Annotated in this window: 27 protein-coding genes; 13 read left to right on the top strand and 14 right to left on the bottom strand. The window is 44.0% G+C overall.

The window, feature by feature from the left end; all coding sequences use genetic code 11:
- From ychF to CFE23_RS11490, 8 genes are all read left to right on the top strand, one after another.
- Positions 1-923, top strand: a 923-nt coding sequence (gene ychF, locus CFE23_RS11525) for a redox-regulated ATPase YchF (RefSeq protein ID WP_291088140.1), incomplete at its 5' end; no start/stop codon positions are given.
- A gap of 3 nt (positions 924-926) precedes the next feature.
- Positions 927-1,886, top strand: coding sequence for a transglutaminase domain-containing protein (locus CFE23_RS11520; protein ID WP_291088137.1), 960 nt, complete (start codon positions 927-929; stop codon positions 1,884-1,886).
- A gap of 85 nt (positions 1,887-1,971) precedes the next feature.
- Positions 1,972-2,505, top strand: a complete 534-nt coding sequence (locus tag CFE23_RS11515) for an NAD(P)H-dependent oxidoreductase (RefSeq protein ID WP_291088135.1) — start codon at positions 1,972-1,974, stop codon at positions 2,503-2,505.
- Positions 2,506-2,705: 200 nt separating this feature from the next.
- Complete coding sequence (locus tag CFE23_RS11510; protein ID WP_291088133.1) at positions 2,706-3,683, top strand: transglutaminase domain-containing protein; 978 nt, start codon at positions 2,706-2,708, stop codon at positions 3,681-3,683.
- A gap of 12 nt (positions 3,684-3,695) precedes the next feature.
- A complete protein-coding gene (locus tag CFE23_RS11505) occupies positions 3,696-4,373 on the top strand; it encodes a TIGR02117 family protein (RefSeq protein ID WP_291088130.1) in 678 nt (225 codons plus the stop codon).
- Positions 4,374-4,681: 308 nt separating this feature from the next.
- Positions 4,682-6,538, top strand: a complete 1,857-nt coding sequence (locus CFE23_RS11500; RefSeq protein WP_291088128.1) for a DNA topoisomerase IV subunit B — start codon at positions 4,682-4,684, stop codon at positions 6,536-6,538.
- A 9-nt stretch (positions 6,539-6,547) separates the two neighbouring features.
- A complete protein-coding gene (locus tag CFE23_RS11495) occupies positions 6,548-6,730 on the top strand; it encodes a hypothetical protein (RefSeq protein ID WP_291088125.1) in 183 nt (60 codons plus the stop codon).
- A gap of 130 nt (positions 6,731-6,860) precedes the next feature.
- Positions 6,861-9,515 (top strand): DNA gyrase/topoisomerase IV subunit A, encoded by a 2,655-nt coding sequence (locus CFE23_RS11490; protein ID WP_291088123.1) that lies wholly within the window; start codon positions 6,861-6,863, stop codon positions 9,513-9,515.
- A 30-nt stretch (positions 9,516-9,545) separates the two neighbouring features.
- Here the strand turns inward: CFE23_RS11490 and CFE23_RS11485 are convergent, their stop codons facing one another.
- The 11 genes from CFE23_RS11485 to CFE23_RS11435 form a co-directional block, all read right to left on the bottom strand.
- Positions 9,546-9,956, bottom strand: coding sequence for an arsenate reductase ArsC (locus tag CFE23_RS11485; protein WP_363331591.1), 411 nt, complete (start codon positions 9,954-9,956; stop codon positions 9,546-9,548).
- 133 nt (positions 9,957-10,089) lie between these two features.
- Positions 10,090-10,548 (bottom strand): DUF6428 family protein, encoded by a 459-nt coding sequence (locus tag CFE23_RS11480; protein ID WP_291088118.1) that lies wholly within the window; start codon positions 10,546-10,548, stop codon positions 10,090-10,092.
- A 16-nt stretch (positions 10,549-10,564) separates the two neighbouring features.
- Positions 10,565-10,897 carry a metalloregulator ArsR/SmtB family transcription factor gene (locus CFE23_RS11475; protein ID WP_291088116.1) on the bottom strand — a complete coding sequence of 111 codons (333 nt, stop codon included), beginning with the start codon at positions 10,895-10,897 and terminating at the stop codon, positions 10,565-10,567.
- A gap of 238 nt (positions 10,898-11,135) precedes the next feature.
- Positions 11,136-11,930 (bottom strand): TerC family protein, encoded by a 795-nt coding sequence (locus CFE23_RS11470; protein ID WP_291088113.1) that lies wholly within the window; start codon positions 11,928-11,930, stop codon positions 11,136-11,138.
- Positions 11,931-11,957: 27 nt separating this feature from the next.
- Complete coding sequence (locus CFE23_RS11465) at positions 11,958-12,335, bottom strand: DNA topoisomerase IV (protein ID WP_291088111.1); 378 nt, start codon at positions 12,333-12,335, stop codon at positions 11,958-11,960.
- 107 nt (positions 12,336-12,442) lie between these two features.
- Complete coding sequence (locus CFE23_RS11460; RefSeq protein WP_291088108.1) at positions 12,443-13,021, bottom strand: DUF1572 family protein; 579 nt, start codon at positions 13,019-13,021, stop codon at positions 12,443-12,445.
- A 2-nt stretch (positions 13,022-13,023) separates the two neighbouring features.
- Positions 13,024-13,599: a pentapeptide repeat-containing protein gene (locus CFE23_RS11455; protein WP_291088105.1), complete on the bottom strand. Its 576-nt coding sequence runs from the start codon at positions 13,597-13,599 to the stop codon at positions 13,024-13,026.
- Positions 13,596-13,817, bottom strand: a complete 222-nt coding sequence (locus CFE23_RS11450; protein ID WP_291088103.1) for a DUF6095 family protein — start codon at positions 13,815-13,817, stop codon at positions 13,596-13,598. The genes CFE23_RS11455 and CFE23_RS11450 overlap by 4 nt, the downstream gene beginning before the upstream one ends.
- A complete protein-coding gene (gene murQ / locus CFE23_RS11445) occupies positions 13,817-14,635 on the bottom strand; it encodes an N-acetylmuramic acid 6-phosphate etherase (protein ID WP_291088143.1) in 819 nt (272 codons plus the stop codon). The genes CFE23_RS11450 and murQ overlap by 1 nt, the downstream gene beginning before the upstream one ends.
- A gap of 438 nt (positions 14,636-15,073) precedes the next feature.
- The gene (locus CFE23_RS11440; RefSeq protein WP_291088100.1) at positions 15,074-15,766 is read right to left on the bottom strand and encodes a ZIP family metal transporter; all 693 of its coding nucleotides are present in this window, start codon (positions 15,764-15,766) and stop codon (positions 15,074-15,076) included.
- Positions 15,766-16,527 carry a class I SAM-dependent methyltransferase gene (locus tag CFE23_RS11435; protein WP_291088097.1) on the bottom strand — a complete coding sequence of 254 codons (762 nt, stop codon included), beginning with the start codon at positions 16,525-16,527 and terminating at the stop codon, positions 15,766-15,768. Before CFE23_RS11435 ends, CFE23_RS11440 begins: the two co-directional genes overlap by 1 nt.
- Before the next feature lie 136 nt (positions 16,528-16,663).
- Here CFE23_RS11435 and CFE23_RS11430 point away from each other — a divergent pair, with 136 nt between their 5' ends.
- Together CFE23_RS11430 and CFE23_RS11425 are read left to right on the top strand one after the other, a co-directional pair.
- Positions 16,664-17,830: a THUMP domain-containing protein gene (locus CFE23_RS11430; RefSeq protein ID WP_291088094.1), complete on the top strand. Its 1,167-nt coding sequence runs from the start codon at positions 16,664-16,666 to the stop codon at positions 17,828-17,830.
- A gap of 9 nt (positions 17,831-17,839) precedes the next feature.
- A complete protein-coding gene (locus CFE23_RS11425; RefSeq protein WP_291088092.1) occupies positions 17,840-18,073 on the top strand; it encodes a hypothetical protein in 234 nt (77 codons plus the stop codon).
- A gap of 7 nt (positions 18,074-18,080) precedes the next feature.
- Here CFE23_RS11425 and CFE23_RS11420 read toward each other — a convergent pair whose 3' ends face one another.
- The 3 genes from CFE23_RS11420 to rlmD are packed head-to-tail and all read right to left on the bottom strand — an operon-like array spanning position 18,081 to position 20,819.
- A complete protein-coding gene (locus CFE23_RS11420; protein WP_291088089.1) occupies positions 18,081-18,863 on the bottom strand; it encodes a DUF6048 family protein in 783 nt (260 codons plus the stop codon).
- Positions 18,835-19,392 carry a DUF6452 family protein gene (locus tag CFE23_RS11415; RefSeq protein WP_291088086.1) on the bottom strand — a complete coding sequence of 186 codons (558 nt, stop codon included), beginning with the start codon at positions 19,390-19,392 and terminating at the stop codon, positions 18,835-18,837. Before CFE23_RS11415 ends, CFE23_RS11420 begins: the two co-directional genes overlap by 29 nt.
- Positions 19,393-19,406: 14 nt before the next feature.
- Complete coding sequence (rlmD, locus tag CFE23_RS11410) at positions 19,407-20,819, bottom strand: 23S rRNA (uracil(1939)-C(5))-methyltransferase RlmD (RefSeq protein ID WP_291088084.1); 1,413 nt, start codon at positions 20,817-20,819, stop codon at positions 19,407-19,409.
- A 151-nt stretch (positions 20,820-20,970) separates the two neighbouring features.
- Here rlmD and CFE23_RS11405 point away from each other — a divergent pair, with 151 nt between their 5' ends.
- The 3 genes from CFE23_RS11405 (at position 20,971) to rocD (ending at position 23,962) form a co-directional block, all read left to right on the top strand.
- Positions 20,971-22,026: a HAMP domain-containing sensor histidine kinase gene (locus tag CFE23_RS11405; RefSeq protein ID WP_291088081.1), complete on the top strand. Its 1,056-nt coding sequence runs from the start codon at positions 20,971-20,973 to the stop codon at positions 22,024-22,026.
- Between the two features lie 88 nt (positions 22,027-22,114).
- Entirely contained in the window at positions 22,115-22,525 is a 411-nt protein-coding gene (locus tag CFE23_RS11400) for an OsmC family protein (RefSeq protein WP_291088078.1), read from the top strand.
- 192 nt (positions 22,526-22,717) lie between these two features.
- A complete protein-coding gene (gene rocD / locus CFE23_RS11395) occupies positions 22,718-23,962 on the top strand; it encodes an ornithine--oxo-acid transaminase (RefSeq protein ID WP_291088075.1) in 1,245 nt (414 codons plus the stop codon).
- The last annotated feature ends 101 nt before the right edge of the window (positions 23,963-24,063 follow it).

Here is a 24,063-nt window from a genome sequence, read left to right as displayed (position 1 = left end):
TTGAGCAAAGACCTGATACTGGCATTACATTTGTTGATATTGCAGGATTGGTAAAAGGCGCGAGCAAAGGCGAGGGGCTGGGGAATCAGTTTTTGGGCAACATCCGCGAGTGCAATGCGATCATCCACGTATTAAGGTGTTTTGACAACGACAATATCGTGCATGTGGACGGAAACGTAAACCCAATCCGCGACAAGGAGACCATTGATATCGAATTGCAATTGAAAGACCTTGACACGGTTGAAAAAAGGCTCGAAAAAGTAAAGCGTGCCGCGAAAACGGGGAACAAGGAGGCCCAAACGGAAGAAGCGTTCCTGAACCGCATCCGTGAGGCACTGTTACAGGCCAAGTCGGCAAGAACGGTACAGCCTAACAATGTAGATGAAGAAGCATTGATGGAAGATTTCCAGTTGATTACCTCGAAACCGGTACTGTATGTATGTAATGTGGATGAGGGTTCAGCGGCTACAGGAAATGCTTATGTGGAGCAGGTACGCGAACTCGTAAAAGATGAAAATGCAGAGGTTATTGTGCTTGCCGTGGGTACGGAAGCTGATATCACCGAATTGGAAACATATGAAGAGCGCAAAATGTTCCTCGAAGACCTTGGATTGGACGAACCCGGCGCATCGGTATTGATCCGTGCCGCTTATAAATTATTAAAGCAACAAACCTATTTCACTGCCGGTGTTAAAGAAGTACGTGCCTGGACTGTCAATATTGGCGCGACCGCACCGCAGGCTGCCGGCGTGATCCACACCGATTTCGAAAAAGGGTTCATCCGCGCTGAAGTCATTGCGTATGACGACTATGTGCAATTCGGTTCTGAAGCCAAAGTAAAAGAAGCGGGTAAATTTCGTGTAGAAGGAAAAGAATACATCGTAAAAGACGGCGACGTGATGCACTTTAGGTTTAATGTGTAAGCGATGAAAACGGTCTGTACTGTCATTTTACTGGTTTTTTACAGTAGCATTTTCGCACAGGATTATAAGGCAGTCGATGAGAAAGTGGACCGCTATCCGGGTACTTTTGATAATCCGAATGGGCTTGTAACATTGATAAGCGCCGATTTTGAGCGTCCTGAAGAAAAAGTCAGGGCGGTTTTCAGGTGGGTGGCTACGCACGTCCAATACGATATGTTTCTTGAAGCGCAGGTGGAGGTGGGGATAGGTCTAAAAGTTTTTTCATACAAAGACCAAAAGGAAAAGGACATAAAGGAAAAGAAGTTCCTGGAAGAACTTGCCCTGAAAACGTTCGTTTCCCAAAGAGCCATTTGTCACGGATACGCCGCGCTGATTGAGTATCTTTCCCTCAAGTTAGGCATTACTGCAAAAACGGTTTTGGGAACGCTGAAGTCGTCTCCTGAACAAATCGGAATGATTCCCGGAAAAGCGGACCACGCCTGGAACGGCGTATTTATTAATGGTAAATGGGAGTTGATAGACGCTACCTTGGCTGCCGGATATATTTCGGAGCGAACAGAATCGTTTGAGTTTCACTATAACGAGGCATTCTTTTTTATGAATCCGAATCGGTTTGTACTTAACCATTACCCAACGGATGAAAAGTGGCTTTTGACCCAAAAGAGCAAAAAGGAATTTGCTGATCTTCCGCTGTTTTTCGGAAGTTACTTTTCGAAGAACTATCGTATAAATGCACCTTTGTCAGGAACCGTGTCGCCGGCTGACAATCAGCTGGTATTAAGCATCGAAGGTTTGGAATTCGGCGATGTGCTGCAGTATTTCTTAAGTGAACGGCCCGGATTTGAGCAGGCTAACCTCAGTGACCTGAGTAATATCATCATTCCATTAGATGGCATGCACTCGGGCTACGTTTCGATTTTTGTCAATAAGGATATTGTGGCCATGTTTAAAATAGCAGAATAAAAAGTGGATGATAAGCTGCTTTTTTATGCAGTGTATAGCCTACCTTTAGTTTTTAAAAGTTATAACCATCATTTTAAGCTATACAATGAAAATCATCTCTTTCGCTGGATCTAACAGCAGCAAGTCAATCAATAGGAAATTATCGGCCTATGGGGCCAGTTTGTTTGAAAACGGCAGTGTCGAATCGCTTGACCTCAATGATTATGAAATGCCGTTGTTCAGCCAGGATCGCGAAGACGAAATCGGGAAGCATCCTGTGGCGCAACAATTCCTGGACAAATTGCAGGAAGCAGACATATTGGTCCTGTCATTGGCAGAAAACAACGGAAACTATTCGGCAGCATTTAAAAACCTGTTTGACTGGTGTTCGAGAATCCAGAAGGAAGTATTTCAAAACAAACCGATGTTGCTGATGGCGACTTCGCCCGGTGCGCGTGGTGGCAAAAGTGTTTTGGAGATCGCCGAAAGCAACCTGCCACGTTACGGGGGAAAGATCAAAGCGGTATTCTCTTTGCCGTCGTTTTATGAAAACTTCGATGTGGAAAACAATGTAATATCCAATCCGGATTTCGACTCGCAGTTGAAGCAGATCGTGAAGGATTTTAAAATAAACGGTTAAAGAAGCCTGGATTTTGTGATTGATTTTGCTGCGGGAACCGGATTGTAAACGACAGGAAATCTTTATGAGAAGTGCGCGCTGTTTCGCCTCAATACTATTGTTGGTAAAAAGGCATCGATGGACTGTTAATTTATTTGACGACATGAAATTTTTCAGTGCGTCAGCCGTTTTATGGTATAGTTATTGCAAACGAAATGACCATGAAAAAAGGCCTCCCCATGCTTTACCGTACATTTACTGCCATCATTTTATTATTTTTCCAAGCCGTTGCTGCACAGGATTATTCTGATGTGGACAGCATTGTCATGCGGTATCCTTCTGGGTTTTCCTCGACACAGAAACTGGCTGATAAGATCAACGATGATTTTTCAGGAGAAGCTGAGAAAGCCCGTGCGATATATACGTGGATTGCATTAAATATACGTTATGACCTTGCGGCCATGCGCAACGGTGACCAGGTAGCCTTCCGTTACCGTGGCGAGGCCGATCGTATGGAAAAGGAAAAGGCATTCCGTATCAGTCTTGCCCAAAAAACCATTCGGAGTAACAAGGGAATCTGCCAGAATTATGCAGCTTTGTTCCACAACCTTTGCGATATGACCGGGTTGAAATGCCTTGATATTCCGGGTGCTGCAAAAACCAACCTGACACAGATCGGCAAATTGCCACAGAAGAATGACCACGTCTGGAATGCCGTAAACATCGGCGATTCATGGAATCTTGTGGATGTAACCTGGGGCGCGGGCAGCGTCGATGCGAATACCGGAAAGTTCAAGCCGAACTTCAACGATGGCTTTTTTTGTACGCCGCCCACACTGTTTTTCCTGAACCATTTTCCCGAAGACGCAAGGCTTTCAATGCTCGACAAGACACCGGAGGATTTTGCGGAATTGCCGCTGTATTATGGCGAATATGTGGACTCTGATTATGAAATCCTGTCGCCTGAGAAAGGCTTGCTGCCGACAAAAACGAAAACGGTACCGTTCCGCATTTCAGATCTTAGTGAAAACGATAACATCAGTTATACGTTCAGCAATCAGAACAGGATCATTGCGCCGCAATTAAAACGCAACGGAAACGTTTCAGAATTTGAAGTAAATATTGGCGCTGCAGATCGCGGATTCCTGACGCTTTTCGTCAACAACCGCTCGGTAGCGGCTTATAAGATTGGAAATTGATAATGTGATCGTATGGTAAAGAAGTCTGTGCATATACTTAAGAAAATGGTATTGGCTTTTGTTATTTTCGTTGCGGCCTATCTTTTCATGGCTTTTGTCCTTTCGCGTATTCCGGTAAATAGAGATGACGCTGATCCCGCTAAAGATGTTGCGGTTTACATCAGTACCAATGGCGTCCACACCGATTTGATTTTTCCTTACAAACATACCGTTAACGATTGGAGCAACCGTATCGATATTGCTGTTACTGCTTCGAAAGACACCACAAGGCAGTTTGTGGCGTTCGGTTGGGGTGACAGGGGCTTTTACCTGAACACACCGGAATGGTCCGATTTAAAAGCCAGCACTGCGTTTGAAGCCGCATTCTATCTGGGAACGAGCGCGATGCATGTGTCTTTCCTGCATTTGCCAAAAGAAAGCGAAACCTGTAAAAAGATTTGGATCAGCCGGAAGGAGTATGAGAAGATGGTCGCTTTCGTAACGGAAAGCCTGCAGCTGGACCACGAGGGAAAAGCGATCCCAATTCCAAATGCCGCCTATGGAAGCCATGATGCTTTCTTTGAATCCAAAGGAAAATACAACCTGTTTTATACCTGCAATACCTGGGCAAACAACACCTTAAAATCAGGGAACCAAAAGGCCGCGCTATGGACTTTGACCGATGGGGGGATTTTTTGTCATTATGATTAAGGCGAAAGTGGGAAGTCGAAAGTCGAAAGTCGAAAGTGGGAAGTCGAAAGTCGGGCGTCGAACGTAATTTGAGATGCGGGCAACTTATATTTTCTTCCAACCTTTAACTTTCAATTTTTACCTATTTTTCTTTCGACTTTCGACTTTCCAACTTTTAAACTTCCCAACTGTTTTTGTCAATATCATTCTTAATAACTTTGATTTTTAAGGCTTTCAAATCGCTATGATTTCAACTATATTAGCAGACCTGAGGCTTTCGATGGAATATCAATGGCCGAACTGAATGTAGTTAAAATCGTATTTCTTAAATGTCAGATCAAAATCAATATACCGAAGACAATATCCGTTCGTTAGACTGGAAAGAGCATATCCGTATGCGTCCCGGAATGTACATTGGGAAGCTTGGGGACGGTTCTTCTGTTGACGATGGTATTTATATCCTGCTCAAGGAAGTCATCGACAACTGTATCGATGAGTTTGTCATGGGTGCAGGCAAAACAATAGAAGTTACGATTCGGGATAAGACGGTGAGCGTAAGGGATTATGGCCGTGGCATTCCGTTAGGAAAAGTCGTCGATGTTGTGTCTAAAATGAATACCGGTGGAAAATATGATTCGTTGGCATTCAAGAAATCTGTCGGATTGAATGGTGTCGGAACGAAAGCTGTGAATGCGTTGTCAAATTATTTCCGTGTAGAATCCGTTCGGGACGACAAGCAGAAAGCCGCCGAATTCTCTGCAGGAAATCTCACGGTCGAGGAAGAGATCATCGATACGACCAAAAGAAAAGGCACGAAAGTTATTTTTATACCGGACGAAGCCATTTTCAAAAATTACAAATTCAGGAATGAGTATGTAATCAAGATGCTCAAGAATTATTGCTATCTGAATACAGGCCTTACGATTATTTACAATGGCGAAAAATTCTATTCGGATAATGGTTTAAAGGATTTGCTTGACGAAAATATATCGGAAGAGGATATGGTGTATCCGACGATCCATCTTCTCGGCGATGATATTGAAGTGGCCATTACGCACAGCAAGTCACAATACAGTGAAGAATACCACTCGTTCGTCAACGGGCAGAATACAACGCAGGGTGGAACGCACCTTGTCGCCTTTCGGGAAGCATTGGTAAAAACCATCCGCGAGTTTTACAACAAGAGTTTTGAGCCTTCTGATGTGCGCAAGTCGATTGTGAGTGCCGTCAGTGTGAAGGTCATGGAGCCGGTTTTCGAATCGCAGACCAAGACGAAGCTGGGGTCGACGGATATGGGTCCTGATTTGCCGTCCGTTCGTACCTTCGTCAATGACTTCGTAAAAAATAAACTTGACAATTACCTGCATAAGAATCCGGAAACTGCCGATTTGTTATTGCGTAAGATATTGCAGGCAGAACGGGAGCGTAAAGAGCTTTCCGGAATACGGAAATTGGCGAAAGACCGCGCAAAAAAAGCCAGCCTGCACAATAAGAAACTGCGCGATTGCCGTGTGCATTTACCAGACATTAAGAATCCAAGGTATCTTGAGAGCACATTGTTTATCACCGAGGGAGATTCGGCGTCGGGTTCAATTACAAAATCCCGCGATGTGAACACACAGGCGGTGTTCAGTTTGCGTGGAAAGCCGTTGAACTCCTACGGCATGAGCAAAAAGATTGTGTATGAAAATGAGGAATTCAACCTGCTGCAGGCCGCATTGAATATCGAGGAGGACATGAGCGATTTGCGTTACAACAACATCGTAATCGCTACGGATGCCGATGTCGACGGCATGCACATCCGTTTGCTGCTGATTACGTTTTTCCTGCAATTTTTCCCTGAGTTGATTAAGGAAGGGCATTTGTATATCTTACAGACGCCGCTTTTCCGGGTGCGGAACAGGAAAGAAACCATTTACTGTTATTCTGAAGAAGAGCGTGTGGCGGCGATAGAGAAGCTGAAACCAAAACCGGAGATTACGCGATTCAAGGGACTGGGAGAGATTTCGCCGGATGAGTTCAAGCATTTTATTGGGGAAGACATCCGCCTGGACCCGATTATGCTGGACAAAGCCACGTCAATCGAGCAATTGCTGTCGTTTTATATGGGTAAAAATACACCGGACCGGCAGGAATTTATCATCAATAATTTGAAAGTGGAATTGGACGTCGTGGCAGAAATATAATACAACAATATGAAAAATAAACTCAAATGGATTCTTTTGCTTGTGCTCGTTTTGAGTGTTGGCGGCTATTTCTTTATTGAAGCCAGTAACGATCATGCGGAATGCAGTACATTAAGAGTATACTCAAAGGATAAAGAGGGAAATCAGGTTGTGACAGAACGACACGCCTGTAAAGAAAAATATAGTTTTTAACATATAAGTGCAATAATTTAAAGTCAACAATCTGGTCTTTGGTTTTCCGTCTTCAGTCTTTCGTCTTTTGACTTTTGACTTTTGACTTTTGACTTTTGACTTTCGACTTTTTGACTTTCGACTTTAAAAAATGGACGAAGAAGAAGAAAACATTAATTCCGAAGAAATTTCTGAAGGACAGCGTACCGAGAGCAGCCATTTTTACGAAAATGACGACGACGGCAGCGACACGATTACCAAAGTTACCGGCATGTATAAAGACTGGTTTCTTGATTATGCGTCGTATGTAATCCTCGAACGTGCTGTTCCTGCTATTGAGGATGGTTTCAAACCCGTTCAGCGCAGGATCATGCACTCGCTGAAGGAACTTGATGACGGCCGTTACAATAAAGTGGCGAACGTGGTCGGGCACACCATGCAGTACCATCCGCATGGTGACGCGAGTATCGGTGATGCGATGGTGCAGATCGGACAGAAGGAACTGTTGATTGACACCCAGGGAAACTGGGGAAATATCCTGACCGGAGACGGCGCTGCGGCATCGCGTTATATTGAGGCGCGTTTGTCAAAATTTGCCTTGGAAGTATTGTACAGTCCAAAAATTACTGAGTGGGTTTCTTCTTACGATGGACGCCGAAATGAACCGAATAACCTTCCCGTAAAGTTTCCGTTGCTGCTTGCTCAGGGTGCTGAAGGAATCGCCGTGGGGCTTTCGACGAAAGTACTGCCGCACAATTTCAACGAACTCATCGATGCGTCAATAAAAATACTGAAAGGGAAACCTTTCCAACTGTTTCCGGATTTCCAGACGGCCGGTATTGCCGACGTTTCGAATTACAATGACGGGATGCGCGGCGGCAGGGTCAGGGTCCGTGCGAAGATCAGCCAGTTGGATAAAAGCACGCTGACGATCACCCAGATTCCGTTTTCAACCAATACTTCAACATTGATTGACAGTATACTGAAAGCCAATGAAAAAGGAAAAATAAAAATCAAGAAGATTGAAGACAATACCGCTGCTGAAGTAGAGATATTGATTCACCTTTATCCGGGCGTTTCCCCTGATAAAACTATCGATGCATTGTACGCCTTTACAGCCTGTGAAACGTCGGTAGCGCCATTGGGATGTGTGATCGAAAACCACAAGCCATTATTTATAGGTGTGACGGATATGTTGAAAATTTCGACAAAACGGACAGTCGAATTGCTAAAGCAGGAGTTGGAAATTCAATTGGACGAACTCGAAGAAAACTGGCATTTTGCGTCACTGGAACGGATCTTCATTGAGAATAGGGTATACCGTTTGATTGAGGAGGAAGAAACCTGGGAAGGTGTCATTGCAGCGATTGACGAAGGATTAAAGCCATTTATTAAACATTTGAAGCGGGCTGTTACCGTCGAAGACATCAATCGGTTGACAGAAATCAGGATCAAAAGGATTTCCAAGTTTGATATCGATAAGGCGCAGGAAAAGATAGAAGCACTCGAAGGCGACATCGAACAGGTAAAATATGACCTGGAGCACCTGACTGATTTTGCGATTGCATTTTTCACGCGATTAAAGGAAAAATACGGCAAAGGACGTGAGCGCCAAACTGAGCTTCGGATTTTTGATGATATCGAAGCGACCAAAGTGGTGCTGCGGAATACAAAACTGTATGTAAACCGTGAAGAGGGTTTCATTGGAACGGGATTGAAGAAAGACGAATATGTCACCGACTGTTCTGATATCGACGACGTGATTGTGTTCCTTCGGAACGGAACGATGATGATTACCAAGGTCGACGACAAGAAATTCATCGGCAAGGACATCATTCACGTTGATATTTTCGACAAAAACGACAAGCGGACCATTTACAACATGGTATACCGCGATGGAAAATCAGGGCCGTCGTTTATCAAGCGTTTCAATGTCTCTGGTGTAACGCGGGATAAAGCGTATGACCTTACGAATGGCAATGCGGGATCGATGGTGTTGTATTTCTCGCACAACCCAAACGGCGAAGCGGAAGTCATTACGATTTTGCTGCGGCAGGTAGGAAGCATCAAGAAGCTGAAGTTCGATATTGATTTTGCCAAAATGGCGATCAAAGGGCGCTCCTCAAAAGGGAATCTCGTGACCAAATATCCGATCAAGAAAATTGAACTGAAGGAAAAAGGCATTTCGACATTGTTGCCAAGGAAAATTTGGTTTGACGATACCGTACAGCGCTTAAATACAGACGCGAGAGGAGAATTACTCGGAGAGTTCCGGCCAAGCGATAAAATCCTGATCATCTCGCAGACGGGGAAACTCAAGGTGATTATCCCCGAATTGACCACGCATTTTGATGCCGATATGGTCGTGCTGGAAAAATGGATTCCGAAGAAGCCGATTTCAGCAATTTACTACGATGGCGAAAAGGAAAGGTATTATGTGAAAAGATTCCTGGTTGAAGCCGAAAATAAGGAAGAAGTATTTATCAGCGAGCATCCGAATTCACAACTCGAGATTGTTTCTACGGATTACCGCCCGGTCGCCGAATTGATTTTCACCAAGGTTAAAGGTGTACAAAAAGAAAACCAGACAATTGATCTGGAAGCGTTTATCGCTGTGAAAGGACTGAAAGCGCAGGGCAATCAGCTGACCGCAGACAAACTGAAACAGGTGAACTTACTCGAGCCACTGCCGTATGAAGTTCCGGAGGAAATTGTTCCTGAAGCCGAACCGTCCGAAGAAATGGACATTTCAGAGGGAGACCTGCAGATTGATGACGAAGGCCAGATTACATTGACATTAGAATAGGTAAAGCCGCTTTTAGAGCGGCTTTTTTTATTATTTAATGTTGTCGTTGACAAAATGTCTGCAATATTCCCGGATTGCATTGCGAATCAATTCAAATTGCCTGTCAATCTCTTCTTCACTCCCGGTTGCTTTCGCAGGGTCAGGAAAATTGAAGTGAAACCGCCTTGCCTTTGAAGGAAAGAACGGGCAATTCTCATTGGCATTATCGCAAACGGTAATCACAAAATCAAAATCAATATGGCTGTATTCCCCGACGTGGTTGGAAGAATGTCCGGAAATATCAATCCCGTCATTTTTCATTGTGGCCACTGCACGTGGATTGACGCCGTGGGCTTCAATTCCTGCGCTGTATACCAGTGCAAGGTCGCCGGCAAAGTGGCGTAGATAGCCTTCTGCAATCTGGCTCCGGCAGCTGTTTCCGGTACAAAGTACTAAAATCATTTTCATAATTATACCAAAAGCCAAATGAGGTTAATGATGCAAAACTTCGCGTCCCAGCCAAAAAAGACCTGGAGCAATATCACTGAGGCAGTAATGATGATAGGCCGCCTGTATTTTTTAAAGAAATCCTTACTTAACAACATCCGCCTCCTGGTGTACAACATGATGCATTTGAAGGTTCCTGGGGAACGCCGCAGTGGTCCTGTGCGAGGCATGCGGTTGCTTTTGACAGCAGTATGAAATGATTGCCATCAAATGCCAAATCATATTTTCCAATCGTCTGACCGTCGTTTCCGGTCTGTTGGTACTCGACTTCAATTTCGAGGTCTTCAAGCCCCAGAACACGTTCAGACAGCGCGATGATATTGCGCAGTTTTACAGGTTTCAGGCGGTGGTCAACATCATTTGCATTCCAAAGCTGGAAATTGGCCACCTTTTCATTTCTTACGGTGCCGCCACAGTCGATAAAATGTTTGGTGACAACACCTACTTCAGTGACGTGAAAATGCGCCGGGACAAAGGTTCCGTTTTGTAATTGGAAGTTTACCGTTTCCATGGTTTCCAGGTGTTTTTTAATATCAGATAATTTCATGATTATTGGTTTAAGATTAGCAGCAATTGTTCTTTTTGTTTTGCAGGTTTGCAGACATCAGCCCAAAATAGGATTGCAATGCCATTAAGGCAGTTTCATTGATGCAATAGCATATGGCATTGCCTTCAATATTTCCTTTAATCAGGCCTGCGTTTTTAAGTTCCTTTAAGTGTTGCGAAACTGTAGGTTGGGCGAGGGGCAGTTCGTTTACGATGTCGCCACAGATGCAGGCATCGACGCGCATCAGATATTCCATAATAGCAATGCGTGCGGGGTGTCCCAATGCTTTCGCCAATGTGGCAATCTGGTTTTGCGCTTCTGTGAAATGCTCGGTTTTGGTAGTTCCCATTGCAATGTATTTTTATATTGCAATATTACGATAAACTTTTATAGAAGCAAAGGTTTTCTCCTTAAAGTGATGAGGGGAAAATTGATAATTAATAATTAACAATTAATAATTAACAATTAATAATTAACAATTAGGAGTTTAGAATTGAGAACGGAGACTTAAGAAGTGAGAATTTACAATTAACAACCGGGAATTCCTAATTCCTAATTGAAAATTCACAATTCGTAATTCAATGCCGTTAAGCGTCTTCGTCGGGGCTTTGTTTGCTTTTCTTGGTCATTTTCATGTTTAGCAATTCGACCAGCAGTGAGAATGCGATGGCAAAATACAGGTAGCCTTTTGGCACCGTTTCGACATGGTTCCCGAAGAAGGAAGCATTGGCGAGGTGTGCCGCTTCTATGATGAGCATAAAACCAATCAGCACGAGGAACGACAATGCAAGGATCTGGATTGATGGATTTTTGTTTACAAATGTTCCTACAGGAACGGCAAATTGCATCATGATCATTACCGAAATGATTACGGCGGTTATCATAATGTACAAGGCACCTTCAATGCCGTTCGTCATCCCAACAGCCGTAAGGATACTGTCGAAAGAGAAGACGATGTCAATCACGATGATCTGGACGATAACGCTTCCAAACGAATGCGAGGCGCTGCGTTTTAGTTCTTTTTCCTCATGGCCTTTTTCTTCTACTTTTTCGCGGATCTCGTTCGTACTCTTATACAATAGGAACAATCCTCCAAGCAACAGAATAAGGCTTTGTCCGGTTATTTTCAGCGTGACCCAGCTCAGGTCAATTGTATACCACGGGTCTTTCATCGCAATCAGCAGGCTGATCCCGAAAAGCAGTGCGATGCGCATGAACATGGCGAGGAACATCCCTATTTTCGTGGCTCTTTTGCGCTTTTCAGGCGGTAATTTTCCGGTCGTAATAGAAATGAAGATGATGTTGTCAATCCCCAAAACGATTTCAAGAAAAGTTAATGTCAATAGCGCGATCCAGGTACTGGGATTCAAAAAAACGTCCATGCAGTGTGATTAAATTTTATTGGCGTGTTAGTCGGTAATTTTTACAGCCGTGGCTGTGAATGTTTTGCTTTTACCAACCTCACCGAATTCAAAGGTATAAGAATTTTTCGAGGTGGTCAATATTTTCATGTCGATTGCGATGGCTTCCTGCCTGTTTTTTGGATGTTTCTTGCGTAAAATGTATTCACAATCGCCCACCCAGCGAATCGACGAGGTATCTTTTTTTCCATTATACGTCTCAACTTCAATGCTGTCGTTCCGCTCAAATACGGTGACCGATCGCTTGCCATTGATGGTTTGTTCCACGCGGAATTTTCCAATCTTAAAATCGGTACATTTTTTTTCAGGGGATTCAAAACACGCGGTTAGGATTAACGCGGCGAGGAGTAAGGATACTTTTTTCATTTTCTATAGCTTGTTCCGGCTGTACGCTGTATTCCTGATTAACAAAAACTACGGCTGGAGCCTTGTTTTTCTAACTCGGGACCATCCGGGCCAGGGTTTAGAGTCAATTATTTATTGAGTTTGTCGAGTTCGTCATCGGTGAAATTCCGGATGGCTTTTTCTCTTGAGAATTTTGCGTCGTTGTAATTGCCTGATTTATTCTTTGCGATCGAAAGCGTGTCCCACTCGCCTTGCTTCAGCAGTTTGGCATAAAACACTATTTGACCGATATGGTACGGATAATGCGCCAACTGCCTGTTGATGGCTTCCACTACGGTATGGCCTTCATTGCGTATGTAGATGATGTCCGAAAGCTGTTCCGGCACCAGGCCGTTTAACGCGTTTAGGAAGCAATCCCAACCTTTGTCCCAGGCGGCCATCATCTCAGATTTTGATGCATATGGATTCGCAAATTCATCATCGCGCTGCCGCCATGACTTCTCGCCGTCGGTCGTCAGGAAGTCGGTCCATCGCGACAGCATGTTTCCCGACAGGTGTTTTACAATCAGTGCAATGCTGTTGGTATCTTCATTGAACGCTTCAAACAACTGTTCGTCGTTCAACTGCGCCATCGCTTTTTCTCCCAGGATTTTGTAGTATAGGAATTGTTTACGTACGCTTTCGAGATATTGTGCATTGGTTTCCATATTTACACTATTTTGATGTCATATTTTTGCAGCAGCCCCAAAATACCGTCAGCCGAAAACTTCGCTTTCTTCATCGGATTGAATTCGGGGTCAATATTGAAATGATGGGCCGTGGTAAAGTCACAGGAAGCCAAATTGGTGTCGTTGAAAATGGCGTGTTCAAGGTTGCAGTGGTCAAAATCAGAACCGGAGAGATCGGCACCGATAAAGATGGTTTCGCGCAGGGAACAGTTTATAAAAGCGGTTTTTGGCATTTTCCGGTTTTCGAAAGAGGCAAAATCCAAAGTCGAATTGTCAAATGAGACGTTGAAAAGAAAATCATCGGCTTCGTCAAAACGCACACCCAGCAGTTTACAATTGGTGAAAGCGACGGTTTTTAGTCCTGTTCCGCGTAATTTGGACATGCCTAGGTTGCAGTCGTGAAATTCACAATCGCTGAATATATTATTCGAAAGATTGCTTCCGGAAAAATCACAATTGCGGAAAATACAGCCATCAAACTCCCTGTTCGACAGTGTTTGGTTAAAAAACGCAAGCTTCTCAAAGGTTTTATCGATATGAATCAGGTCTTCTGTCATTTGTCGGATAGGCTGTTTATAATCGTGATGATTCCCCTAAAGATTAAAAAGATGGCGCCAAAGCACAGCAAAATCCCGACGCCCAGGATGTACGGGTACATTGGCTGCTGTTTGTTAATAAACGCAAAGTGGATTATTGCCGGACCGATGAAGGTGCAGGGTAAAGCAAAAGTCAGGAATTTAAAACCTTTGTTTAAGATGTCTTTGTTTACAGGCATTACTTTTTGCTTGTGTAGTTGTCAACAGCGCTGCGTACGCTGCCGTATTGGATCAATAATTCCAGTGCTTCGTCGTAGGTGACGCCGGTTTCATCCACAATCATTTTGGCGCCGCGGTCCACCAGCTTTTTATTGCTGAGCTGCATGTCGACCATTTTATTGCCTTTCACGCGGCCAAGGCGGATCATGGTGGCGGTCGAAATCATATTCAGGACGAGCTTTTGTGCTGTGCCTGCTTTCATGCGGGAACTTCCGGTTACAAATTCCGGACCCACAATCACTTCGATCGGATATTTTGCTGTTTGCGACAGCGGACTGCCGGCATTGCAGCAAATGCTTCCGGTCAGGATGCCGTGTTCGTTGCATTTTTGGAGGCCGCCAATGACGTAGGGTGTGGTGCCCGATGCGGCGATCCCGATCACGGTGTCATGCTCCTTAATTCCCATGGCTGATAGATCTTTCCACGCCTGGGTGGCATCATCTTCGGCATTTTCAACCGCACGGCGAATGGCGGCGTCGCCTCCGGCAATGATTCCGTTCACGAGGTCAAACGGCACGCCAAATGTTGGCGGGCATTCTGACGCATCAACGATACCAAGCCGTCCGGAAGTGCCTGCGCCGATATAAAACAATCGGCCGCCCTGTTGCATGCGGGACACTAATTCGGTGACCAGCCTTTCAATCTGCGGAAGCGCTTTTTCTACGGCATACGGCACGGTTTTGTCTTCAAGGTTCATGTTTTTCAACAGTTCACCGATGGGCATCGATTCCAGGCTGTTGTAATTCGAAGATTGCTCTGTGGTTTTGGTAAAAGACAACATATACAGGTTATGGTTCAGCACCCAAAGTTACGATTTTACAATTAAAATCAAGAGTGATGTCCATTGTTAAAACTGTATTTATTGAAAAAAAAAGGAAAATGAAACAGGCGTTCTGGGGCAGGGTACCCTGAAAGGTTCCCGGATTTGGGTTAGTGTGTTGCCTTATTTTAAAGCGCAACACAATTTCTGAGTTGTTTTATAAGCCTCAACCCCGATTGTACGGGCGATGGTGTCTTTCTTAGTAAGATATATGTTCGTTACGCAAAGTTATGTTGCGGGGCTGCCATGGCACGCGATACAGCTGCGATGATAGTTGACACGGTTGCGATGGCAATGGACACGGCTGCGATGGCAATAGACACGGTTGCGATGGCATGTGACACGGTTGTGATGGCATGTTGCAACGACGCGAAGGCCTATGTTGCAATCCAGGTTTTACAACAAGAACGCGAACAATATCCCAAGCGCGATCATCGACAACTTGGCGACGTTGAATTTATGGTTTTCGCTTGCTTCGAAAATAATCGTGGAGGAAATATGGAACAAAATCCCGATTACGACGGCAGTAATTTCCGTGTAATACTGATTGAGCACCTCTAATGAAGCGGATGCCAGGGTTCCGAGCGGCGTCATCAGTGCAAATAATACCATAAAAATAAAAATCGTGGTTTTCTTTAATTTTACGTTGATGAAAAAGAGCGTCAGGATTACCGCGATGGGCAGGTGGTGTATCGCTATCCCGACCGCGAGGTCCGCGTGCCTTCCGACAGGGAATCCTTCAAGAAAGGCGTGCAGGCAAAGACTGAAAAACAAAGACCACGGCATTTGCTTCATTTCGTCATGCCCGTGTACGTGGCCGTGTTCTGCGCCTTTTGAGAAAAATTCGAGCAGTATCTGGAATAATATCCCGACCATGATAAAAATCCCAACGGTATTGGAATGGGTTTCGCCCCGCTGCAGGTGGTCTGCCTCATACACTTCAGGGAGCAGGTGCATCACCGTCAGCGACAATAAGAATGCGCCGCTGAAGGACAACAACAGCTTCAGGCTTTTGCGTTTCCCGGGTTTCACGAAGATGGCAAACGCATATCCAAGCAATACGGCTAATAGGGGAAATAGGTAATTCATTATTTAAAGATCATGATCAGCCGTTCGCTTTCGGCATTGTGAAATTTCCGGAGCTTGTAATCCCCAAATACGTCGAGCAGGAAAATTCCCGAGTTTTCCATCATTTGCTCAAAGTCTTTGAGTGACAACGCCTGAACTTTTTCGGTAAAATGAAATTTTTCTCCCCGGTCCTCAAAGCGGATCTCCTTGATGATATGCCCGTCGAGATGATACCTCCTGATGTTAAAAGTAATGCCATCAATGGTTTTGGTTTCTTCGGGGACCAGATTTTTCAGTACGTTGGTTACATTCATAAAATCGATTACGGCAAATCCTGACTCGTTTAAGCTTTCCCGAATGGCCACGAGCGTTTTCAGGTTATCTGCGTCGTCTTCAAAATAGCCGAAACTAGTAAACAGGTTAAAAATCGCGTCATATTTTTCACGACAGGTTTCGCGCATATCGTGTACGATGAAGTGCAGTTTGTCATTCTCGGATTTTTTGGCTTCGGCAATGCTGTTTTCGGACAGATCAGCACCGGTCACATCATAGCCTAATTTGTTTAGATACAAAGAATGGCGCCCTTTCCCACAAGCCAAATCGAGGATTTTCGCATCGTCGGGGAGGTTCAGGTAGTTTGTGATGTTGTCCATAAAAAGACGGGCTTCTTCGTTGTCGCGGTCTTTGTATAAAATGTGGTAGTACGGTGTATCAAACCAGGAGGCGAACCAGTTTTCTGCTTTATTGGTGTTTTCGGAAGGCTGATTTTGCGGTGAAGGCATTTATTCTTTGTTGTAAAGTCCGGTTAAAATGCAAATTTAGATTATTTTTGCCAACCATGGCGCGATTTGGGTAAACATGGAATTTAATCTCAGGTTTTAAAGCTCATTTACAAGTCAGGCGCTGTGAAAAAATAATATGGAAGAAAATTTTAAGATGATTGCCAAGACCTTTTTTGGTTTTGAGGAAATATTGGTTAAGGAACTTCAAATGCTTGGCGCACAGGAAGTCGAAGCAGGTGTAAGGATGGTGAGCTTTAAGGGAGATAAAGGTTTTATGTATAAGGCCAACCTTTCGCTGCGCACTGCGTTAAAAATCCTGAAGCCGATTTATCATTTCAGGGCGACCAATGAAGATTCGCTGTATAAAGGCATTTATAGCTTGAACTGGTCAAAATACATGAATCCGGACCAGACTTTCGTGATTGATTCGACGGTACATTCGGATCGTTTTAACCATTCCGAGTTTGTTTCTCAAAAATGCAAAGATGCCATTGTGGATCAATTCAGGCAAAAGGCAGGACAACGCCCAAGCGTCGATAAAACGCGGCCTGACCTGAGGATTAACATCCACATCCACAACGACCAGGTGTCCGTGGCGTTGGATACGTCCGGCAGTTCGCTCCACCAGCGCGGTTACCGGACCGCCACGAATATTGCACCGATCAACGAAGTACTGGCTGCAGGAATACTTTTACTGTCAGGCTGGGAGGGGCAGGGAGATTTCCTTGACCCGATGTGTGGCAGTGGTACTTTTCTGGCTGAGGCCGCGATGATCGCCTGCAACATTCCGGCCAATATCAATAGGAAGGAATTTGCGTTTGAGAAGTGGGCAGACTGGGACAACGACCTTTTTGATACGATTGTGGAATCGTCGTTAAAGAAAGTACGTGAGTTTCGTTATACGATCGTCGGTTATGACAAGGCGCCGTCCGCCATCATGAAAGCGAAAGACAACATCAGGAACGCGAATCTTGAAGATTACATCACGATTGAAGGCCGCAATTTCTTTGACACCAAAAAGGAAAATCAAGGGCCGTTGCATATGGTGTTTAATCCGCCTTATGACGAAAGACTCGATATTCAGATGGAGCATTTTTACACGGACATCGGTGATACGCTAAAGAAAAGTTATCCAAACACCAATGCCTGGTTCATCACTGCCAATATGGAAGCCTTAAAATTTGTGGGGTTAAAACCTTCCAGAAAAATCAAGCTGTTCAACGGAAGCCTTGAAGCACGGCTTGTTAAATACGAAATGTATGCCGGCAGCAAGCGTACAAAATTTCAAACTGAAAACCAATAAGTTAATCGTATGAAACCAACGACAAAAGCACTTCTTTTTAATTTTATCTGTTTTGCCGCATTATACCTGCTGATGTTTTTCCTGATTGTTACTTTTACGCAGTTGGACGGTTGGATGAAACCAGTTACTGCAGCGGTAGCCGCAAGTCTTCTGGCGCCGAAGTTCCAATCGGTAAAGACCAGCGCAGGAGAAAAGGTTTTTATGAAATGGATTTTTATTAAAGGCGTAAAAGAAATTAAGTAGGGCTACTTTATTCTTTTGCCTTTTTGCCACTGTCTTTATTTTCCGATTTTTTGGCATCCATTTTCACCTGTTTCTTATACAGCGGAAGGAAGTAAGAAACGGTGTAATTGAAGCCAAAACCGAAATCGCCGCTATACGTCTTGTTAAAACCGGGAATGTATAAGTTCTCAAATCCATTTGGCTGATTGTTTGCGACTAAAGTGCTCAGTCGAATGCTAAATCCGACGAAAGTATTTTTAAACACCTGTGTTTTCAAGCCGACTACTGCTTCGAGCCATTGTGCTGACAGTCCGCTGTATTTATCTCCAATGCCCACATCCGTTGACTCATTAAAATACGGATTTGGGTTGTATACCTTATAGCTGTTCAGCTCTTGGCTGAAGGTGCTGATGCCATAACGCAAACCGACGTAAATCATATTTTCGAGATCCAGCCAGTTTTCATGGGCGTTGTAATCGAAACCGAACCTCAGGTAACTTCCTTTGGTTGTAAAATTGATCTGGTCTTCATCGGTGGTTTTGTTCTCATTTCCGATTTCGGCAGCGAGGTAATATTTACGTGTCAGCCTGTAGTCCCCGACAAACTCGATTCCCTTGTAATCACTATCGTAAACAGACCGGGAAAGCTTGAATAAATCGACACCTATACGCACACCGTATCGTTCTTTTTTTGGCGTGATGGTCACGGAATCTTTCTTAGCCGGTGTTTGTGTTTTTGTTTGCTGTGCCTGAGCCGTACACCCGAAAACAAGCAGCGCGATACTAAAAGAATATCTTAATATGTGTTTCATTTTCGGTTTCAAGGTTTGATTTGATGATCTCAACATTCCTGATCCAGTTTCCTGAATTGTTGGCCGGATTGCCGTTGATAATGAATGGAGCTTCACTGTTGTTGGTGTCAGGGTTTAACTTAAAAAGTGTTTTATAACCACAAGCCCGTGAGACGTATTCGCTGAGGCGGGTATAATTGATGTCAATAACGTCGGTTGATGTCAGGACATCGTTGCCTGAATTTAGCGTCAGGGTGTACTGCACGGAATCTTCATTGATCTTTAGAGGCAAACGTAACCTGGTATCATTTGTCAGGTATCGCGTCTCATCTGTTTCCTCGAGCAGATCGTTGAATACCAACGGCAAATCGGCACCAGTTCCCATAGCCTTGAGGTTTGTGAGGTTCTTCGGTACTGCTGGATTGGTAAAGTCATAAAAATCGATGACAAGCCTTGGGGTAGTTGGGATGGAGGCATCGCAAATGTCATCTTTTTCACAGCCCGAAAATCCGAAAGCGGCAACCAGTAAAAACAGGATTATTCTTTTCATGTATTCTAATGCAATTATTTTTTTTCTAAAAGTACAACATTTTCAACATGATGTGTCTGCGGAAACATGTCTACGGGCCTTACCCGCGTGACTTTGTATTTCTCGTCCATCAGGGCGAGATCCCGTGCCTGAGTGGCCGAGTTACAGCTCACATATACAATTCTATCGGGTGCGATTTTGAGGATCTGTTCGACCACATCTTTGTGCATCCCGTCTCTTGGTGGATCGGTGATAATCACATCGGGATGGCCATTCGCCGCGATAAACGCTTCGTTAAATACCACTTTCATATCGCCAACAAAGAAATCACAATTGGTAATCTCATTGCGCTTCGCATTTTCTTTCGCATCGGCAATCGCTTCCGGAACGGCTTCGACACCGATTACTTTCTTAGCCTGTTTAGAAACAAACTGCGCAATCGTCCCGGTGCCGGTATACAGGTCGTACACGACTTCGTTACCGGTAAGGCCTGCAAAGTCGCGGGTGATTTTATACAATTCGTATGCCTGCTCCGAGTTTGTCTGGTAAAATGACTTGGCATTGATGCTGAATTTCAGCCCTTCCATTTCTTCCAGGATGTAATCACGGCCTTTATAAAGCACCACGTTCTGATCGTAAATCGTATCGTTCGGCTTGCCGTTAATCACGTATTGCAGCGAGGTAACCTGAGGGAAACGTTCCGCCAGGAAATCAAGTAATAATTCGCGTTGTTGTTTGTCTTCCTTAAAAAACTGGATCAATATCATGATTTCTCCAGTAGATGCCGTGCGGATCATCAGCGTCCTCAGCAGGCCTTCATGGTTGCGGGGGTCGAAAAATTCCAGGTTGTTGTCTGTAGCAAATTTGCGGATTTCGTTCCGAATCTGGTTTGAAGGATCAGCCTGAAGGTGGCATTCCGTAATATCCAGTATCTTGTCCCACATCCTTGGGATATGGAATCCGAGTGCGTTGCGGCTGTCAATTTCGTCCGATGTTCCTATTTCCTTTTCTGTAAGCCAACGCGAATTTGAGAATCCAAATTCCATTTTATTGCGGTAGAAAAACTGCTTTTGTGATCCCAGAATATTTTCAAATTCGGGCAATTCAATTTTCCCGATGCGTTTCAGGTGGTTGAGTACCTCGTTGTGCTTGTAATGCAGTTGCTGGCTGTATTTCATATTCTGCCATTTGCAGCCACCGCACACTCCGAAATGCTGGCACTGCGGTGTAACGCGGTGCTCGGAATATCCGTGAAATTTTATCGCCTTGCCTTCGTAGTATGCTTTACGCTTTTTAAAAGTCTGCACATCTACGATATCGCCCGGCACTACGTTAGGGATAAAAATTACTTTTCCATCAGGTGCTTTTGCGACTGAAACGCCTTTTGCGCCCGCATCGAGTACCTCAATATTTTCGAAAATTATTCTGTCTGTCTTTTTTGCTGCCATGGCGCAAAAGTAAGGCTTAAATTTTTATGCGGGAATTTTTTTCAGTTTGAGCGGTAATATTTTTATTCGCATCAGAATAATTTTATATTTGGAAAACCAATACGAGATCGGTTTCGTAATAATATCTACACCAACACAAAATGTCCCCTGTATGAAACTTTATGCTGCCTTATCCAAAATAGGCTTTTTACGGAATCGTTACGCATTAAAATTTTTGTTTGTCGCGTTTATTGGCATTCATATTCCGTTGATTGGCTTGATTTTTTTCCTGCTTTTTTACGAGAATAAAATTTCGCCTACGAACATCTTTGTGATTTCATTGATTATGACGCTCGTCGCGACCGCTTTGACTTTGTTTCTGCTGAAGCGGCTTATCAAGCCCATAGAAAATGCGTCGAAGGCTTTGGAGAATTATCGGGCTTCGAGAATCATCCCCAATTTGCCTACTGAATTTTCTGACGCTGCCGGGTTGCTGATGAGTAACATACAGTCGACTATACGCATAAACGAGAATCTATTAACACAAAAGCAGGAACTCGCCGATTTGTTATCAAATGATATGAAGCGGTTTGCCGAAACGCCGATGGAGGCGGCCAGGGCAATCGTAACAAAGAATCCGCCTGATGAAATCCGCACGTTGGCGAACAGTATTATAGACTCTTCGGCATGGCAAATCGAGTTTATACAGTCTTATATCAAGGTACTTAAAGAAGAAGAGATCTTATCGAAAAAGGTGTTTAAGGTGCGTTCCGTGAATTTGGCCGAAATCGTTAATACCATCAAAAGGAAATTTGCGGACCGTCTTCAGGATAAAAAGATCTTTCTGAAAGAAGAGATAAAACAAAGCGATGCTTACATCAGGATTGACAGCGAATCTTTAATTTCAGTTATCTCGGATCTTGTGGATAACGCCATAAAATATTCACCTGAAGGAGGATTGATTGCGGTTAAGATCTACAGGGAACATTCGCATCTTAAAATTTCGGTTTCTGATTCCGGAGCAGGTATTGAAGGTAAAAGCAGCAACGACCTTTTTAAAATTTCGAATATGACGCGGTCTTCCAAGTTGGGGAAATCGTCAGGAATGTCGCTGTATCTTTCCAGCCAGATCATTAAAAAGGCGGACGGAACTTTTTATGCTGAAAATAACGATAACGCAACAGGGGCGACCTTTTATGTCGATCTAAAACAGTATAGGAAGAAGTAGGATGTTTTCTTTATGTTAATTTCAGGAATAGGATTTAGTTTTCTGGACATAATGCTGTAAATTTAGGGAAACTAAAAAAATTATCTTTATGAAACGCAACGCAACGGCAGTCTGGCAGGGATCTATTAAAGAAGGAAACGGCAGGCTTACTACCCAAAGCAAAGTATTGGACAATGCGCAATACTCATTTAAGACGAGGTTCGAGGACGGTATCGGTACCAACCCCGAAGAACTTATCGCAGCCGCCCATTCCGGCTGCTTCACCATGCAGCTTTCGGCATTTATTAGCGAAGAAGGTTTTGAAATTGAAAGCCTTGAAACCAAATGTGACATTGATTTTCAAAATGGAAGCATTGTAAGTTCTGTGCTTACCGTGAATGGAAAGGTAAAAGACATTACTGATGAAAAATTCCAGGAACTGGTGTCGAAAGCTGAGAAGAATTGCCCGATTTCAAAATTATTGAATACCGCTATTTCTTCTACCGCTACGCTGCAGTAAAGAAGGAACGACATGTATCACTGCCCTGTTTCGGTTTAGAAAGCAGGGCTTTTTAATTTTACTGTCAAATTAAGGCAAAAAGAGGACGGATAATATTAAATTCTCAATTAATTGCCTATTTTTACACCGTAAACGGATGATTTCTCTCCATAAGTAGGAATTGTAAAAACTTATTCTAAAAATCAGTTGCAAATGTCAGTTTTAGAAAAAATCAGTTCAGCAGAGATTATCGAGATCGAAAACAAGTATGGGGCGCACAATTACCATCCGTTGCCCGTTGTACTAAGCCGGGGCAAAGGCGTTTACGTCTGGGATGTTGAAGGAAAGCGGTATTATGATTTTCTTTCGGCTTATTCTGCCGTAAATCAAGGCCATTGCCATCCGGATATTGTTGATGCACTGATCAATCAGGCACAGACACTTACTTTGACGTCACGTGCTTTTTATAATGACAAACTGGGATATTACGAAAAATTCCTGACCGAGTATTTTGGTTTCGACAAAGTACTTCCAATGAATACCGGAGCTGAAGCTGTGGAAACGGCATTAAAGATTTGCAGGAAATGGGCGTATGAAGTAAAAGGCGTGGAAGAGCATCAGGCGCAGGTAATTGTTTGTGAAGGCAATTTCCATGGGCGTACTACTACAATCATTTCTTTCTCAAATGACGAAAATGCACGTAAGAATTTCGGGCCATACACTGCGGGTTTTGTTAAAATTCCATATGACGATATTGATGCTTTGGAACAGGCGTTGTCATCGACGAAAAATATTGCAGGTTTCCTTGTAGAGCCGATTCAGGGTGAAGCGGGAGTATATGTGCCTGCCGATGGTTACCTTTCAAAAGCCAAAGCGCTTTGTGAGCAATACAACGTGCTATTTATCGCCGATGAAGTACAAACGGGTATCGCAAGAACCGGTAAATTGCTGGCGGTACACCATGAGAATGTCCAGCCTGATGTGTTGATTTTAGGAAAAGCCATTTCTGGTGGTGTCTACCCTGTTTCGGCAGTTTTGGCAAATGACGCGATTATGAATGTGATCAAACCGGGGCAGCATGGTTCTACATTTGGAGGAAACCCGCTTGCAGCTGCCGTTGCGGTAGCCGCGCTTACCGTAGTGGTAGACGAAAACCTGGCTGAAAATGCGCAAAGGCTTGGCATGATTTTCAGGGAGCAACTCGCCGCATACATAAAGACCTCTAACATAGCCACCCTTGTGCGTGGCAAAGGACTACTAAACGCCATAGTAATCAACGATACCGAGGACAGTGAGACCGCATGGAATATCTGTATGAGGCTGGCACATCATGGCCTTTTGGCAAAACCGACACATGGCAACATCATCAGGTTTGCCCCACCGCTGGTGATGACGTCAGCGCAGTTGGATGACTGTATTGGCATTATCATCAAAACTTTACAAGAATTTGAGAGATAGAGAAGATCCCGCTGTAACGCGGGATTTTTTTTGTTTAAAACTTTATTGTTCGATGCAGGTGAAATTACGTTATTTCATTATTTTTGGAAATATCAACCTTA

It is taken from the genome of Flavobacterium sp. BFFFF1 (assembly GCF_002256285.1).
Lineage (GTDB): Bacteria > Bacteroidota > Bacteroidia > Flavobacteriales > Flavobacteriaceae > Flavobacterium.
The sequence above is the reverse complement of the archived record's forward strand: the minus strand, read 5'-3'. Positions and strand labels throughout refer to the sequence as shown.

Coding starts and splice junctions, on each gene's coding strand:
- CFE23_RS11520 (WP_291088137.1), top strand. CDS start 927: ATGAAAACGGTCTGTACTGTCATTTTACTGGTTTTTTACAGTAGCATT.
- CFE23_RS11515 (WP_291088135.1), top strand. CDS start 1,972: ATGAAAATCATCTCTTTCGCTGGATCTAACAGCAGCAAGTCAATCAAT.
- CFE23_RS11510 (WP_291088133.1), top strand. CDS start 2,706: ATGAAAAAAGGCCTCCCCATGCTTTACCGTACATTTACTGCCATCATT.
- CFE23_RS11505 (WP_291088130.1), top strand. CDS start 3,696: ATGGTAAAGAAGTCTGTGCATATACTTAAGAAAATGGTATTGGCTTTT.
- CFE23_RS11500 (WP_291088128.1), top strand. CDS start 4,682: ATGTCAGATCAAAATCAATATACCGAAGACAATATCCGTTCGTTAGAC.
- CFE23_RS11495 (WP_291088125.1), top strand. CDS start 6,548: ATGAAAAATAAACTCAAATGGATTCTTTTGCTTGTGCTCGTTTTGAGT.
- CFE23_RS11490 (WP_291088123.1), top strand. CDS start 6,861: ATGGACGAAGAAGAAGAAAACATTAATTCCGAAGAAATTTCTGAAGGA.
- CFE23_RS11485 (WP_363331591.1), bottom strand. CDS start 9,956: ATGATTTTAGTACTTTGTACCGGAAACAGCTGCCGGAGCCAGATTGCA.
- CFE23_RS11480 (WP_291088118.1), bottom strand. CDS start 10,548: ATGAAATTATCTGATATTAAAAAACACCTGGAAACCATGGAAACGGTA.
- CFE23_RS11475 (WP_291088116.1), bottom strand. CDS start 10,897: ATGGGAACTACCAAAACCGAGCATTTCACAGAAGCGCAAAACCAGATT.
- CFE23_RS11470 (WP_291088113.1), bottom strand. CDS start 11,930: ATGGACGTTTTTTTGAATCCCAGTACCTGGATCGCGCTATTGACATTA.
- CFE23_RS11465 (WP_291088111.1), bottom strand. CDS start 12,335: ATGAAAAAAGTATCCTTACTCCTCGCCGCGTTAATCCTAACCGCGTGT.
- CFE23_RS11460 (WP_291088108.1), bottom strand. CDS start 13,021: ATGGAAACCAATGCACAATATCTCGAAAGCGTACGTAAACAATTCCTA.
- CFE23_RS11455 (WP_291088105.1), bottom strand. CDS start 13,599: ATGACAGAAGACCTGATTCATATCGATAAAACCTTTGAGAAGCTTGCG.
- CFE23_RS11450 (WP_291088103.1), bottom strand. CDS start 13,817: ATGCCTGTAAACAAAGACATCTTAAACAAAGGTTTTAAATTCCTGACT.
- CFE23_RS11440 (WP_291088100.1), bottom strand. CDS start 15,766: ATGAATTACCTATTTCCCCTATTAGCCGTATTGCTTGGATATGCGTTT.
- CFE23_RS11435 (WP_291088097.1), bottom strand. CDS start 16,527: ATGCCTTCACCGCAAAATCAGCCTTCCGAAAACACCAATAAAGCAGAA.
- CFE23_RS11430 (WP_291088094.1), top strand. CDS start 16,664: ATGGAAGAAAATTTTAAGATGATTGCCAAGACCTTTTTTGGTTTTGAG.
- CFE23_RS11425 (WP_291088092.1), top strand. CDS start 17,840: ATGAAACCAACGACAAAAGCACTTCTTTTTAATTTTATCTGTTTTGCC.
- CFE23_RS11420 (WP_291088089.1), bottom strand. CDS start 18,863: ATGAAACACATATTAAGATATTCTTTTAGTATCGCGCTGCTTGTTTTC.
- CFE23_RS11415 (WP_291088086.1), bottom strand. CDS start 19,392: ATGAAAAGAATAATCCTGTTTTTACTGGTTGCCGCTTTCGGATTTTCG.
- rlmD (WP_291088084.1), bottom strand. CDS start 20,819: ATGGCAGCAAAAAAGACAGACAGAATAATTTTCGAAAATATTGAGGTA.
- CFE23_RS11405 (WP_291088081.1), top strand. CDS start 20,971: ATGAAACTTTATGCTGCCTTATCCAAAATAGGCTTTTTACGGAATCGT.
- CFE23_RS11400 (WP_291088078.1), top strand. CDS start 22,115: ATGAAACGCAACGCAACGGCAGTCTGGCAGGGATCTATTAAAGAAGGA.
- rocD (WP_291088075.1), top strand. CDS start 22,718: ATGTCAGTTTTAGAAAAAATCAGTTCAGCAGAGATTATCGAGATCGAA.